This window comes from Thermostichus sp. MS-CIW-37, from assembly GCF_054060065.1.
In genome coordinates this window covers 39,865-53,322 of sequence record NZ_JBSSCV010000023.1, presented here as the reverse complement: position 1 = coordinate 53,322, position 13,458 = coordinate 39,865, and the positions used below count along the sequence as shown (strand labels likewise).

At 56.5% G+C, this 13,458-nt stretch carries 13 protein-coding genes and 2 pseudogenes; 9 read left to right on the top strand and 6 right to left on the bottom strand.

Annotation, left to right across the window (positions count from 1 at the left end; genetic code table 11):
- From ACVWYZ_RS10825 to sufR, 4 genes and pseudogenes are all read right to left on the bottom strand, one after another.
- Positions 1 to 105, bottom strand: a pseudogene (locus ACVWYZ_RS10825) (IS5-like element ISSoc13 family transposase); the annotation flags it as partial.
- A gap of 155 nt (positions 106 to 260) precedes the next feature.
- Positions 261 to 707, bottom strand: a complete 447-nt coding sequence (gene folB / locus ACVWYZ_RS10820) for a dihydroneopterin aldolase (RefSeq protein WP_457467051.1) — start codon at positions 705 to 707, stop codon at positions 261 to 263.
- Between the two features lie 141 nt (positions 708 to 848).
- Positions 849 to 1,919: a 3-deoxy-7-phosphoheptulonate synthase gene (locus ACVWYZ_RS10815; protein WP_457467050.1), complete on the bottom strand. Its 1,071-nt coding sequence runs from the start codon at positions 1,917 to 1,919 to the stop codon at positions 849 to 851.
- Positions 1,920 to 2,208: 289 nt separating this feature from the next.
- Positions 2,209 to 2,925, bottom strand: coding sequence for an iron-sulfur cluster biosynthesis transcriptional regulator SufR (sufR, locus tag ACVWYZ_RS10810; RefSeq protein ID WP_457467049.1), 717 nt, complete (start codon positions 2,923 to 2,925; stop codon positions 2,209 to 2,211).
- A gap of 179 nt (positions 2,926 to 3,104) precedes the next feature.
- Between sufR and sufB the strand changes: the two genes are divergently transcribed.
- From sufB to ACVWYZ_RS10785, 5 genes are all read left to right on the top strand, one after another.
- Positions 3,105 to 4,541, top strand: a complete 1,437-nt coding sequence (sufB, locus tag ACVWYZ_RS10805) for a Fe-S cluster assembly protein SufB (RefSeq protein WP_414349663.1) — start codon at positions 3,105 to 3,107, stop codon at positions 4,539 to 4,541.
- Positions 4,542 to 4,786: 245 nt separating this feature from the next.
- Positions 4,787 to 5,185 (top strand): large-conductance mechanosensitive channel protein MscL, encoded by a 399-nt coding sequence (gene mscL / locus ACVWYZ_RS10800; protein ID WP_011431004.1) that lies wholly within the window; start codon positions 4,787 to 4,789, stop codon positions 5,183 to 5,185.
- A 97-nt stretch (positions 5,186 to 5,282) separates the two neighbouring features.
- Positions 5,283 to 6,098, top strand: a complete 816-nt coding sequence (gene sufC, locus ACVWYZ_RS10795) for a Fe-S cluster assembly ATPase SufC (protein ID WP_457467048.1) — start codon at positions 5,283 to 5,285, stop codon at positions 6,096 to 6,098.
- The gene (sufD, locus tag ACVWYZ_RS10790; protein ID WP_457467047.1) at positions 6,095 to 7,387 is read left to right on the top strand and encodes a Fe-S cluster assembly protein SufD; all 1,293 of its coding nucleotides are present in this window, start codon (positions 6,095 to 6,097) and stop codon (positions 7,385 to 7,387) included. Before sufC ends, sufD begins: the two co-directional genes overlap by 4 nt.
- A 336-nt stretch (positions 7,388 to 7,723) precedes the next feature.
- The gene (locus tag ACVWYZ_RS10785; protein WP_457467046.1) at positions 7,724 to 8,887 is read left to right on the top strand and encodes an S-layer homology domain-containing protein; all 1,164 of its coding nucleotides are present in this window, start codon (positions 7,724 to 7,726) and stop codon (positions 8,885 to 8,887) included.
- Positions 8,888 to 8,925: 38 nt separating this feature from the next.
- Here ACVWYZ_RS10785 and ACVWYZ_RS10780 read toward each other — a convergent pair whose 3' ends face one another.
- Positions 8,926 to 9,561 carry an exopolysaccharide biosynthesis protein gene (locus ACVWYZ_RS10780; protein WP_457467054.1) on the bottom strand — a complete coding sequence of 212 codons (636 nt, stop codon included), beginning with the start codon at positions 9,559 to 9,561 and terminating at the stop codon, positions 8,926 to 8,928.
- Between the two features lie 130 nt (positions 9,562 to 9,691).
- On the opposite strand from ACVWYZ_RS10780, the gene ACVWYZ_RS10775 reads away from it, so the two are divergent.
- From ACVWYZ_RS10775 to ACVWYZ_RS10760, 4 genes and pseudogenes are all read left to right on the top strand, one after another.
- Positions 9,692 to 10,117 carry a hypothetical protein gene (locus ACVWYZ_RS10775; protein ID WP_457467045.1) on the top strand — a complete coding sequence of 142 codons (426 nt, stop codon included), beginning with the start codon at positions 9,692 to 9,694 and terminating at the stop codon, positions 10,115 to 10,117.
- Between the two features lie 193 nt (positions 10,118 to 10,310).
- Positions 10,311 to 10,493: pseudogene (locus tag ACVWYZ_RS10770) on the top strand (ATP-binding cassette domain-containing protein); the annotation flags it as partial.
- A gap of 150 nt (positions 10,494 to 10,643) precedes the next feature.
- Positions 10,644 to 11,246 (top strand): DnaJ domain-containing protein, encoded by a 603-nt coding sequence (locus tag ACVWYZ_RS10765; RefSeq protein WP_457467044.1) that lies wholly within the window; start codon positions 10,644 to 10,646, stop codon positions 11,244 to 11,246.
- A complete protein-coding gene (locus ACVWYZ_RS10760; protein WP_457467043.1) occupies positions 11,237 to 12,262 on the top strand; it encodes a hypothetical protein in 1,026 nt (341 codons plus the stop codon). The genes ACVWYZ_RS10765 and ACVWYZ_RS10760 overlap by 10 nt, the downstream gene beginning before the upstream one ends.
- A 164-nt stretch (positions 12,263 to 12,426) precedes the next feature.
- Here the strand turns inward: ACVWYZ_RS10760 and ACVWYZ_RS10755 are convergent, their stop codons facing one another.
- Complete coding sequence (locus ACVWYZ_RS10755) at positions 12,427 to 13,407, bottom strand: tyrosine-type recombinase/integrase (RefSeq protein ID WP_457467042.1); 981 nt, start codon at positions 13,405 to 13,407, stop codon at positions 12,427 to 12,429.
- Positions 13,408 to 13,458: the final 51 nt, after the last annotated feature.

The following is a 13,458-nucleotide window of genomic DNA, read 5'->3' as shown; positions in this document are numbered from 1 at the left end:
AAACTGTTTGCAGTTTGCTTCTTTCCCAATGTTAACTCTCTCTTCTGTCTGTAAAAAAGCCAATATCTTCTGCCATTTGTTTTCATCTAAAAAAATCAACTTCATCCTCTCTCCTCTATAAATTGTTCTCTCTATCCTAACATAAGATCAACACGACCCAGATCGATGTGCCGGGTAGCCTGTTCGATCCAGTCCTCAGAGGTACGAGAAGCAAGTTCTAGAGCAAGCACAGGGTCGGTAGGAAAGGGTTAAGAGAAGTTCTAGGGACGAACAATCTCCACAGTAACCCGCCCCGTCAGCTCCGGGATCGGGGGATGACACTTGGTCAATCGGATCTTAGCTTTGCTGGCCCCCGTCTCCCGCAGCACCATTTCGGCAATCGCCTCCGCCAAACTCTCGATCAGCACAAACTGATTGCTTTTCACCAATTCCGCAATCCCGGCCACAGCAGAACGGTAGTCGAGGGTGTCGCGCAACTGGCCGCTGAGAGCAGCCGGGCGCAGATCCGCCCACAACTCGAAATCCACCTCAAACCATTGCCCCAAAGCCCGTTCCGCCTCATCAAAACCGGTATAACCGTAGTAGCGCAGGCCGGAGACGATCAGCCGATCCCGCAACTGCTCAGGGGGTTGCCGAGGGATCCGATCGGGATCCGGATAGGGCTGCTGACCGTCGCTGCTAACACTGGTGGGGATCTGTAGCTCCATCACAACCTCCCAGCTCGACCTGGAGACCCTATCCCGCAGGGCCTGACGAAACAACGAAACCTTGGCTCGACCCTAGGAGCAGGCTGCCCCTTGTCCCCATTTCCTTTTTGATTCTTTAACAAACTCCGGGATCCCCATCCCTCAATGGCTGAGGGCCAACGCTCTCCCCTCTACGGTCGCTGCCATCTCCCGCAACAGATCTTCCGTCTCTTCCCAGCCGATGCAGCCATCGGTGATGGAAACCCCGTACTGGAGCGGTGCCCCCTCATGCCAGGTTTGCTTGCCCGGATAGAGGTTGCTCTCCAGCATCAGTCCCATCAAAGCCCGCTGCCCCGCCTGGTACTGCTGTAGCACCGCCTGACAGACGGATCCCTGGTTGCGGTAATTTTTGTGGGAGTTGTCATGGGAGCAGTCCACCATCACCGAGCGAGGGATCCCTTGATCCTTCATCAGCAGTGCTGCCCGCGCCACATCTTCCGGGCCGTAGTTGGTCTTGCCCCCTCCCCCCCGCAACACAATGTGTCGATCCGGGTTGCCGGTGGTTTTTACCAAAGCCGTCATGCCATCTTGGCCAATGCCCAAGAAACTGTGGGGATGGCTGGCGGAGAGGATGGCATTGAGAGCGATTTCCAGCCGTCCATCGGTGCCGTTTTTGAAGCCCACAGGCATGGAGAGACCGCTGGCCATTTCCCGGTGAGTTTGGCTTTCGATGGTTCTGGCGCCAATGGCCGCCCAGCTCACCAGATCCGCCGTGTATTGAGGGGTCACCGGATCCAGCATCTCGGTAGCACAGGCCAGGCCCAGCTCGTTGATCTGCAGGAGAATGGAACGGGCCAGTTGCAAGCCGGTGGCAATGTCGCACGAACCATCCAGGTGGGGATCGTTGATCAGGCCCTTCCAGCCCACCGTGGTGCGGGGTTTCTCAAAATACGTGCGCATAACGATCACCAGGTGCTCCCGAGTTTGGTCGGCCACCCGCTTGAGGCGATGGGCATACTCCAGAGCCGCTGCGGGATCGTGGATGGAACAGGGGCCGACGATCACCACCAAGCGATGGAGATCCCGTCCGTGGATGATGTCGCGGATGGCTTGCCGAGTGGAGAGCACCACTTGCGCTGCCGTTTCCGTAAGGGGCAGCTTGGCCTTGACAGCAGCAGGGGCAATCAAGGGAGTCACCTCTTGGATGTTGCAATTGTCGGTTTGGGGGGGCATGGAACTGTCCTTAGTGTGCAAGTGGGTGGATGGGGTCGTCGAGCCATCAAAAAAGCCCTGGCGCTGGGCTCAGGGCTTCAGGACTGACTCGGGTAAACCTAGGTCTTTAGTTTACGCGCCACCCTTCCGCCCTGGTCGTTGCCAGGGAAAGGTAAAGTAGCCAAAAAAGGAAGCGCGCCAGACCATGCGGAGAGCAAACTTAAAACCTGTACGAGATAACTATACCCGAAAAAACCTCGTTTGACACCTCAGGGATCCAGTTTCCTGGCGGAGAGACCAGCGGGAAGTCTTAAGTCGACCGAGCCGCTGGCTTGGCAATCCAGTAGCCGCAGGGGTGTTCTCCCTGCACCTGCCAGGTGATGCGCTCTACCCGGCAATCGGGCAAGGCGGCAGCAAACATCTCCAGTTCGTGGCCGCAGACGCTGGGAAAGGTGTGGGCAATCTGAGCAATGGCGCAATTGTGCTCGACCAACACATACTGCTCGACGTAAGGCTCGGATCCCTCTGCTGCCATCGGCACAGTCAGGTCGGCAGGATAGGGGTAGTACTCCGCCATGTAACCCTCTGCCTGGCGCAACTGCACCAAACGCTCCAGCCGCTCCCGCAGGGATCCGGATCCCAGTTGGGCCTGATATTCCCGGGCTTTGCGCTGCCACTGGTGGTGGAGAAGGGATCCCATCTGCTCGGATCCCAGAGTTTCGGCCAGGGTGTTGAGCAGGCCAAGGGCAAACTCGTCGTAGCCGGCGGGGAACTGCTCTTCTCCCAAGGGGCTGAGCTGATAGAGATGCTGGGGTCGCCCTAGACCATTGGGTTGAGCGACATGTTGGATCAACCCCTCTGCCTCCAGATCCTTGAGGTGGCGGCGGATGGCCTGGGGAGAAATGCGCAGGTGCTCTGCCAGCGTTTGGGCGTTGGCCTGCCCCGCCTTGCGCAGGTAGACCAAGATGGCCTGCTTACTCGAAGCGGGTTGAGCGACCTGCCCGGTGATCTTGCGCGTGCTGTCCACCCTCGCCCTCCTGGTTAGACTGGGTTAATCGGCTGCCGCTGCCAGCACAACTCTCTGCTATTTTGACAACGGGATCATTGCTAAAGTAACCTGAGGATCAGTTAAACAACAACTCTGTTGTTTTATTTGGCCATCTGTCTTAGTCGCGTTTCTACCCTGTCACTACCCGAGAGCCATCCATGTCTACGAGCGTCCGCGCCCTGGTCAACCAGCCCTACAAGTACGGCTTTGTAACCGACATCCCCTCTGAGTCGATTGGCAAAGGCTTGAACGAAGAGGTGATTCGGCAGATCTGGGCCAAGAAAGGGGAGCCGGACTTTATGCTAGAGTTCCGCCTGCGGGCCTACCGCCAGTGGCTGAAGATGAGCGAGCCCACCTGGCCCAACGTCAGCTACCCGCCCATTGACTACCAAAACATTGTCTACTACTCGGCCCCCAAGGTGCAGCCCAAGAAAAAGAGCCTGGACGAAGTGGATCCGGTGCTGTTGGAGACCTTCGAGAAATTGGGGATCCCCTTGTCTGAACAGAAGCGGCTGGCCAATGTGGCGGTGGATGCCATCTTCGACAGCGTTTCGGTAGCCACCACCTTCCGGGAGAAGCTGGCCAAGGAAGGCGTGATTTTCTGCTCCATGTCGGAGGCACTGCGGGAGTATCCGGAGCTGGTGCGCAAGTACTTGGGCAGTGTGGTTCCCATTGCTGATAACTACTACGCGGCGCTGAACTCGGCAGTGTTCAGTGATGGATCCTTTGTCTATGTGCCCAAAGGGGTGCGCTGTCCCATGGAGCTTTCCACCTATTTCCGCATCAACAACGGCGAATCGGGCCAGTTTGAGCGCACCCTGATCATTGCCGACGAGGGATCCTACGTCAGCTACTTGGAAGGGTGTACTGCCCCCATGTTCGACACCAACCAACTGCATGCGGCGGTGGTGGAGTTAATTGCCCTAGACAATGCCGAGATCAAGTACTCGACGGTACAGAACTGGTATGCCGGCGACGAAAACGGCAAAGGGGGCATTTACAACTTTGTAACCAAGCGCGGCCTGTGTCAGGGGGCCAACTCCAAAATCTCTTGGACGCAAGTGGAGACCGGCTCGGCCATCACTTGGAAATATCCTAGCTGCGTGTTGGTGGGGGAAAACTCGGTGGGCGAGTTTTACTCGGTTGCCCTAACCAACAACTACCAGCAGGCCGATACCGGCACCAAGATGATTCACGTGGGCCGCAACACCCGCAGCAAAATTATCTCCAAAGGGATCTCGGCTGGGCACTCCAAAAACAGCTACCGCGGCCTGGTCAAAATCGGGCCGAAAGCGGAAGGTGCCCGCAACTTTTCCCAGTGCGATTCCATGTTGATTGGGGATCAGTGCAGCGCCAACACCTTCCCCTATATCGAGGTGCAAAACAACACCGCCAAAGTGGAGCACGAAGCTTCCACCTCCAAGATTGGAGAGGAGCAATTGTTCTACTTCCAGTCCCGCGGCATCTCTGCGGAAGATGCTGTGTCCATGATCATCAGCGGCTTCTGCCGAGAAGTGTTCAACCAACTGCCGATGGAGTTTGCTGTAGAAGCCGATCGATTGCTGAGCCTAAAGTTAGAGGGATCCGTCGGCTAGGGGATTGCTCCCAATGCGAAGCTGAGCAAGTGGGCGAGGCCGCTGACACGCTGTGGGAGCAGGCGCTGCCATTCTCAGGAGAAGGGTAAGGGGTTAGGTAACTCCCAAGGCAGAGGGCTGTGATCCCCTGAAGCCAGAGGCGGCCCAAGGGCTTGGCGACGTTGCAAACAGCGCATGGATGCAGGGGGGGGAGAGGAGATAATCAAGGAGTTTTGAACCGTAAGGCTAGGCAGGAGAAGTTCCCCATGAGGGCATTTCTGGAGGAGTTCAAAAAGTTCATCAGCCGGGGCAATGCCTTAGATTTGGCTGTTGGCGTTGTTATTGGAGGTGCTTTTGGGAAGATTGTGACTTCTTTTGTAGCAGATCTGTTTACTCCAGTTTTAGGCTTGATGATTGGTGGAGTGAGCTTCCAGAACTTGGTCTGGAAAATCGGTGGAAGTCCTGAAGACCCAGTTACGATTAACTACGGCAGCTTTCTGCAAGCTGTGTTTGATTTTGTGATTATCGCTTTTGCCATCTTCTTACTGGTGAAGGCGATCAACACCCTACAGCGAAAGGAGGAAGAATCTCCTCCCACATTGCCCCCACCAGAAGTGGTTTTGCTGACAGAGATCCGGGATATCCTCAATCGCCACTCCCAATAGAGCTATAGGGGATCCTTAGGCCCAAAATCCAAACCTGGTTTAGGGATCCCTTAACCTTCCAATCCCTGCCCTTCAGTGGCAACTCTAGAGTCTAGCCATGATCCGTGAAAACAGCCCTGTCATCTTATCCGTTCGAGATCTCAGCGCCGAGATCGACGGCACCCCCATTCTCAAGGGGTTGAGCCTGGAAATTCGCGCCGGAGAAATCCACGCCATCATGGGCCCCAATGGTTCTGGAAAAAGCACTTTTTCCAAGATCTTAGCCGGCCACCCTGACTACAGGGTGACAGGAGGCGAGATCCTCTATCTGGGCAAGAATCTTCTGGAAATGGAACCGGAGGAGAGGGCTTGGGCAGGGATCTTTTTGGCATTTCAATACCCCATCGAAATCCCAGGGGTGAGCAACTTGGATTTCCTGCGCGCCGCCTACAACGCTCGCCAGAAATATCGGGATCAGCCGGAACTGGATGCTCTGGATTTTGACGACCTGGTACGGGAAAAGTTGGATATTGTCAAAATGGATCCCGTTTTTTTGGAGCGCTCTGTGAATGAGGGCTTTTCCGGCGGTGAGAAAAAGCGCAACGAGATCCTGCAAATGGCGGTGTTGGAGCCCACGCTGGCCATTTTGGACGAGACGGATTCCGGCCTGGATATCGACGCGCTGCGCATTGTCGCCCAGGGCATCAACCGACTGGCCGGCCCTGAGAATGCCATGCTCTTGATCACCCACTACCAACGCTTGCTGGACTATGTAACCCCCGACTACGTGCATGTGATGGAAGGGGGGCGTATTGTCATCAGCGGGGACAAGACCTTGGCGCTGGAGCTGGAGGAACGGGGCTACGACTGGATCAAAACTCAGTTGGGCCAAGAATCAGCAGCCGCAACATCCCGGCGGGAGGAAGAGGGATGAGCGCCACCTTGCCCAAACCTTTCGCCCCAGAGAGCCGCCTATTCCTGGAGCACATCCTCGGCCAAATCCCGGAAAGGCAGGATCCCTACACCACCCTTAGGCAGCAGGCCCGCGCCCAATTGGCCGAACTGGGGATCCCGACCCCACGGGAAGAGGATTGGAAATACAGCGATCTCTCGCCACTGCTGGCCCACAAGTTTCGCCTGGCTGCCGCGGGGGATCCGGCTCTGGATGCAGCAACCCTAGAGCCCTGGCTTTGGCCGGAAGCCAGCTATAGCCGCGCCGTGTTCGTCAACGGCTACTTTGCCCCCCAGCTTTCTGATTTGAGCGGCCTGCCCACCGCTTTGCAGGTGATCCCTTTAGCCCAAGCCCCAGGGGAGTTGCTGCAAACCCTGGCCAAGACGGATGTGTTTACGGCCCTCAACACCGCTCATCTGGGAGATGGGATCCAAATTGGCCTACAGCCCGGCCAGGAAGTTCCGTCACCGCTGCACCTGCTGTTCATAACGGTGGCTCCTGAGGGAGAGGCGGTTTTGGCCCAGCCCCGCTGCCTGCTGTCTTTGCAAGCCCACAGCTCCCTCACGCTGATCGAAGATCATGTATCCCTGGGATCCGGGATCCCCTTTGGCAACGCGGTTACGGAGATCGCCCTGGCAGAGGGATCTCGTTTGCACCATGTGATTTTGCAAAGGCAGGGATCCCCAGCCTTCCACATCAACAAGACCGCCGTGCGCCAAAGCTGCGACAGCCACTACCGCCTCCAGGCGATTCAGTGGGGATCCCAGTTTTCTCGCCACAACCTGGAGATCACCCAAGCCGGAGCCCAGGCCCACACCCAACTGCAGGGGCTAACGCTGCTGAAGGGATCCCAGCACAGCGACACCCACTCCCGCCTGGTGCATCAGGCCCCCCACGGCAGCAGCCGCCAATTGCACAAGTGCATCGTTGACGAGACAGCCCATGCGGTCTTCAGCGGACGGATTCTGGTGAGCCGAGAGGCCCAACTGACGGACGCCGCCCAGACCAACCGCAACCTGCTCCTAGGCCCCAAAGCCCGGGTCGACACCCAGCCGCAACTGGAGATCTTTGCCGACAACGTCAAGTGTGCCCATGGGGCCACCGTCAGCCAACTGGAGGCGGAAGAGATCTTCTATCTGCAAAGCCGGGGTATTCCCCAAGCTGAGGCCAGGCAACTTCTCACCTGCGCTTTTGCGGCAGAAGTTCTGGAAGGGATCCCGTTGGCTCAACTTCCCGCCCTGGTGGCCCGCCAGTTGGCTGGGATCCCGTGAATCCAATCAATTCCAATAACAATAATAAGTTGTTGCTCCCCCATTACCCTCAAGAGTGACCAGACTTGGGCGTGATGGATAGGCATCACTGACGCGACAGAGATTTAGGAGCTTCCTTATCAATCCTCTGCAGTTGCGTTTTGCTGCAAATCTTGGGTTAGAAACGCTCAAATTACCACAGAGCAGGGGTTTTAGCCATTGTCATCACTGAGGAAATAGCCAGAATAAGAGTAGCCATTGACCCAGCGATGGGCGCTACGACAACTCGGTGAACGAACGATGTTTCCCTCTCTTTTAAATCCACGTGCAGCAGGCATACTCCTATCGGGAGCTGTCTTGGGCATCCACTGCCAGGTGGCCATGGCCGCTCCCTTCCGCGACACCTTTGGTCACTGGGCCCAAGCCTACATTGAGACCCTCTCCGCTCAAGGAGTGTTGAACGGCTTCCCCGATGGCACCTTCCGCCCCAATGAGCCGGTTACCCGCGCTCAGTTTGCCACCATTGTCAATACCGCTTTCCGCCTCCGCAATACCTCCGGTACTTTTATCGGCTTTCGGGATGTGCCCCCCACCCACTGGGCAGCCAGTGCCATCTCGACGGCAGCAGCCAACAATCTGGTGGCAGGCTTTCCCGATGGCACCTTCCGTCCTGAGCAGCCCGTTACCCGCACCGAAGCGCTGGTGGTTTTGACCAACGCCATTGGCAACACGGGAGCGATCCCAGCCGCTCAGCCCAGCGATCTCTTCAGCCGCTACCGAGATGCGGCAGCCATCCCCAATTGGGCCCTGGCACAACTTGCGGCGGCCAACCGCGCCGGGTTGATCGTCAATTATCCAGACCCGATGCTCTTGGAACCCAACCGTCCCGCCACTCGCGCCGAGGTAGCAGCCTTCACCCACCAGGCCATGCTCAGCCGGGGATCCTTGGTGGCGCAAAACCCAGGGGGATCCCTCTCCGGTTCCCAGCCAGGCTTCGACCTGCGCCTTTCCACGCTGGCGGCGGGCACCTTGATGCAAACCACCACCCCCTTCAACGAGCGCCTCTTCATTGCCCCCAACGAAACCCGGCCCATGTCTTTGATCGTCCGCAACCCGATTCGCAACGCCCAGGGGGATATTCTGGTGCCTTTTGGCTCACGGGTGGATGGCCGCTTTGAGCCGGCCCCAGGGGGCACCCGTTTTGTGGCGGAAAGCATTATCGTCAACAACCAACTGTTCCCCTTGGCTGCCCAATCGGACATCATTCACGATGTCAAGGATCCCCGCTACACCACCACAGGCAAAATCATTCAGGATGCAGCCATCGGCGCGGCAGCGGGCGCCATTCTCGGCTTGGTAACCGGAGACAATGCCATTGCCACAGAGGAAGTGCTGGGGGCGGGGGTGGCCGGAGCGGTGATCGGCAATGTCACGGCGCCGCAAGTGGTGGTGCTGGATCCCAATCAGGTGATCGAGCTGCGCCTCACTCAGGATCTGGCGCTGGCCCCGACATCCCGATAACCGGTGCAAGGCCGGAATCATAAGTGGTGTCGGCACGGCTATCTCCCCAGCCAATCCAAAAGGGTTGTTCCCCCCAACCACAGGCCGATCAAAATGGAAGTGGTCAGCAGTCCTCCTGCTACACAGATCAGGGATCCCAAGCTGCACAGGATCCCGTCTTCTTCCAGGAGGCCAAAGGCGGTGACGAAAACCCCCATTGCCGGCAGGGTGTTGGTGCCTGGAACGGGGATGATCATGGAAATCCCCATCAAGCCGATCCAGGTGCCCAGCCAGACTTGGCCGAGCCGTGTGGTGCAGAGCTGCTTCCAACGGGGGCGGGCAATTTTTTCAATGCGCTGCAACCATGGGATCCCGGCCTGCACCCACTTTTGAAAATGCTTCCGTTCAACAGAGGTCTGCAACACCCATTTCGGCAGCCAAGGAGTGGTTCGCCCTGCCAGCATTTGTGCGGCCAGCAACAGGATGACCACGCCAAAGGGAGTGGAATAGCCGGGAGCCGGCAAGGGCAAAGCAGAAGGGAAAGAGAGCACCGCCAAAAACAAGCCAAAACTGCGCTCACCGGCTAGTTTTAGAATGTCTTCGATGCAGATCGACCCTTCCGGGGAGGGTTCGGGTTGCTCTGGGCTCTCGGGAAGGCGGGAAAACCGGGCTAGCTCTTGAGACAGACGGGCCATAGAGGGGGCAGGGCTGGAGCGGGCAAAGTTTGGCAACGGGTGGGCACTACCTGGAGGGCCAACGATAGCCTACTGCAAATTCAAGTTGTGTTGGATATCTTGAGCAAAGGGGTGGTTTCGGAGAGGTGACATGCTCGGTGGTAGGTTTAGCAGGGCTACACCCATCAGCAGCCTTGAGCGACAGCAGAAGGCTCCGACTCAGTTCCGCAAAGGGGGGCGTGGGCTGGGATGGCTCCTGTTGCTGGGATCCCTGTTGATGGTGGGGCGCGGTGTGGCCCTGGCAGAAGCGCAGTTGGAGGTGGGCACTTCCACCACCCTATCCCCGCAGGCAGCTCCGCCGGTGTTGCCACCCCCCCCTGTGGGAGTCCGACCAATTTCCGTGGATACCGATCCCGAACAAACTGCCGATATGCCCCTTTCCCTGATGGCCGAACAGGTGTTGGAGGCGGTGTGCGAAGCCCAGATTGATGCCCAACGGGCCTTGGCTCTCATGCCCGACCTGAGCGAATCCCACATCCGTGCTGCCTGTCCGAAGCGGCTGATCCCCAAAAGCTGAAGGGGCGGCCCCAAGTTGGCGCTGAAAAGTAGCCGGAAATACGTTCACTGCCAAGGAAAGGTGGTACTCAACCTGTGTACCTCTTTCTTCAGAGAGCCTTCCATTTATGATCAGCCTTTTTATGAGAGAGCCTGTCTGGTAGGGATCCTGGCGGGGGAACTCAACCGAACAGGCAAGCTGGGGGCGCTCTAGCGTGGACTTTGAACTACGGGCCGGGGAGATTTACGCTCTCCGGGGGGAGAATGGCGCCGGGAAAACCACCCTGATGAACATGCTGGCGGGCCTCTACCAGCCGGATGCTGGCGAGATTCGCCTGCGGGGCCGCCCAGTGCGGATCTGCTCCCCACACCAAGCCATCCAACTGGGCATCGGTATGGCGAAGCTTATGTGGTGCAAAGCTTTACAGGTACCGGCAACATTGTTACACTGACCTAAGATTGTCTGCATCATTGTGCAAATAAATTCACAGACAGCCTATAAGTTTTGTGCGGATCTACACTTGGCATCACTGACTTGAGGGGAAGCCATGCCCAAAAAAGCCGCCAGCACAAAACCAAAAACAACTAGGGCAACCTCAAGAGAAGAGACCAAGCCCGATCCGCAAGGGGCGATTGCTGCAGAAATCCAGCGCCTTTCCGATACCTACGGCATCTCTAAGGAACTCCTGGAGAATTTTGCGCGGTTTGTGGTCAGGCAGCTACAGCCACCGCCTCGGTTGTCTGTCAAAGAGCTGCAGAAAGCGATTTACAACCACTTTGGCGTTAAAAACGCAGCCGAGCTGAGAAAGTCAGCCAGCTTCAAACTGGCAACCAGCGGCATGGGCAAGCTGAGCTTATCCAACATAGACGATTTGGAGCGCATTTATCGTCAGCACATCGGGATCCTTCCCAACGAAGAGGGGGAAGAGGGGTATGGCTGCATCAACGGGATCAACATCTTCAAGTACGACTTGCCATGGCGGGTTTTTGGACTTGACCCCGATCGAGCTACCGATGAGGACATCAAAGCTGCCTTTTATCGCCTGAGCAAGATCTACCATCCCGATTCTCCAACCGGGGATGACAAAATTTTCCAGCGATTGACTCTCTTCTACAAAAGCCTTACGGAGAAATTTGAGCAATGGCTATAGTCTATGTTTCTTCAAACAAGCTCGCCGAATTTTTGGGTATCAGCCTTGAGGAACTCAGGGAGATTGAAGCCTACTTTGACAGTATCCCTGATGATGAGTGGGAACTGGTGGAAGGTAAAGACTATCGCGTTATCAACAAAAGTTCGGGGCTGAGAGAATACACGCAGTCTGGTGCTTACGCCATTTTATCCTTTTTAAGGTCTAGGTCAGAGCAAGGTCGTAAGTACTCTACAGACACAAGCATTAGCACAAGCATTAGGAATTGGTTCAAGGAAGAGTATCGCAAGAGGCAGAAGGCTCTGGTGGATCATAGGATCCTCGAAAACAGCTCCTCTCTGGTCAGAAGACAAGATCATTTTTGGCTATCTCTTCAAGATGTTGTGACGATCTTTGGAACTCGAACTGATTACCTTAAGAAAGCGCTTGAGATTGCATCAAAACAAAGTAAACTCATCAAAGACGTTCATTACACACGCTTTGGCAACGACGACACTGTCTACCTCTCTTTGCGAGGCATCTATGAGCTTGCCAAGATTATGGTAGAAGTCCTCAAGCAAAACCACAGAAAAGACTGGTGTCGAGATGTTGGCGAACGCATTGAACCCCAGATTCAGGCAATCGTCAAGACAATCCAGGATAGACAAAGGCAGATAGAAAGAGCAAAAGAGCTTGCAAGAAGAAGGGATAAAAATCTCTGTAGAGTTACTCGAAAAACAGCCAGTAGCCTAACGGTTCACCATCTCTACTCTGAAGCGCACTATCCAAAGATTGCAGCAAATCTTTCCAACCTGATTACTATAGCCAGCGAAGTGCATAGCCACTTTCATCAGTGGATGGGAGGTTTCAACGAGCCATGTACAATTGATGACTTCATCAAGTATGTTTTGGAATACTATCCTGAGAACAAAAACCTGATCATCTGGTTGGGACAACAGAAGGCCAGTCTTGGGCCGCAGTTGCCCATTGGCAAGGGGAGAGAGCATGTGCTCTACATTCCTCTCCAGCGTGTAACTTGAAATAACCCATTGGTTATCGGTTATTTTCAGGTCATTCCAACCACCTTAGTCAGGTTTGTCCGTCCTTGAGGATCCTTGATCTCTTTTTGGGGATCCCTCTTTCTGCGAGCAATCCGCGTCTGTCTCACTGGAAACGACAGAGGCCATAGTACAGCTAGGGATCCCTAAACCAAGCCCTGATTCAAGATCTCGCGGGAACGGGCGATGGCTGCTCTCAAGTTGGCCCGCTGGGTGTAGCGCATCGTCATGGCGGCAGTTGTGTGGCCTAGCAAGTGCTGAATGTGTTCGGGGGCAACGCCGCGATCCAGCAACAAGGTGGCAAAACTGTGGCGAAACTGGTGGGGGGTTTGATGTCCCGGCTCAGGCTCGGTGAGCTTGAGCACAATATGCCGCAGGCCATCGTAGGTGAGGGGGCGCCCCCGGTAGGCCAAGCAGCGAGATTGGGAAACAAACAAGGGATCCGTCGGCGCGCACGGGCCCCGTTCTCGGCTCAGATACTGTTGCAACAGCTCGGAGAGGGGATCCCCTACTGCCACAGCGCGAGGTTTACTCCCCTTGCCACAGCGCACTTCCAACAGGGATCCCTCAGGGCTGATTTGAAAATCTTGAACGGTTAAGTCCAACAGCTCCTGGGCCCGCAGCCCGCACTCCAGCATCAGGCGAATCAAAGCCGCGTAGCGCAGAGAATGGTTTTGGGCCCGCTGCAACACCCGCTGCAACAACAACCGATCCAGATCGCGGGGCAAACGCGCAGGCAGGCGAGCAGGTCGAATGGCTTGAGTGGGCAGGGGATCCTGAAGGTAACCCCGTTGCCTGGCCCATTCAAAAAATTGCTGCAAAGCCAACCGCTTGAGGTTGTAGGTGGCCGGAGAAGCGGGCGGATGGATTCGCTGGCCGGAGCGGCTCTGGAACGGACGCCCTTTCAAGCTGTTCAAAAAGGACTGGACGTGGGCGGGCTGCACCTGGGGCAGCGGCACCGGGCAAGTTTTGGCAAACTGCTCCAAAGCAATGCGGTAGGTACGGCGGCTGGCGGGGGCCAGATCCCGCTCCCGCTCCTGCAAAAATTGCGCCGCCAGATGGCTGAGGCTGGGAGCAGGGCCGCTCGGTTGAGTCTGTCGAACCTGACCAGGTCGGGGATCCCTCATCTTTAGCCCACTGGCAACCCTCAACCAACTCTATCCTTCCCCTGCGAGCAA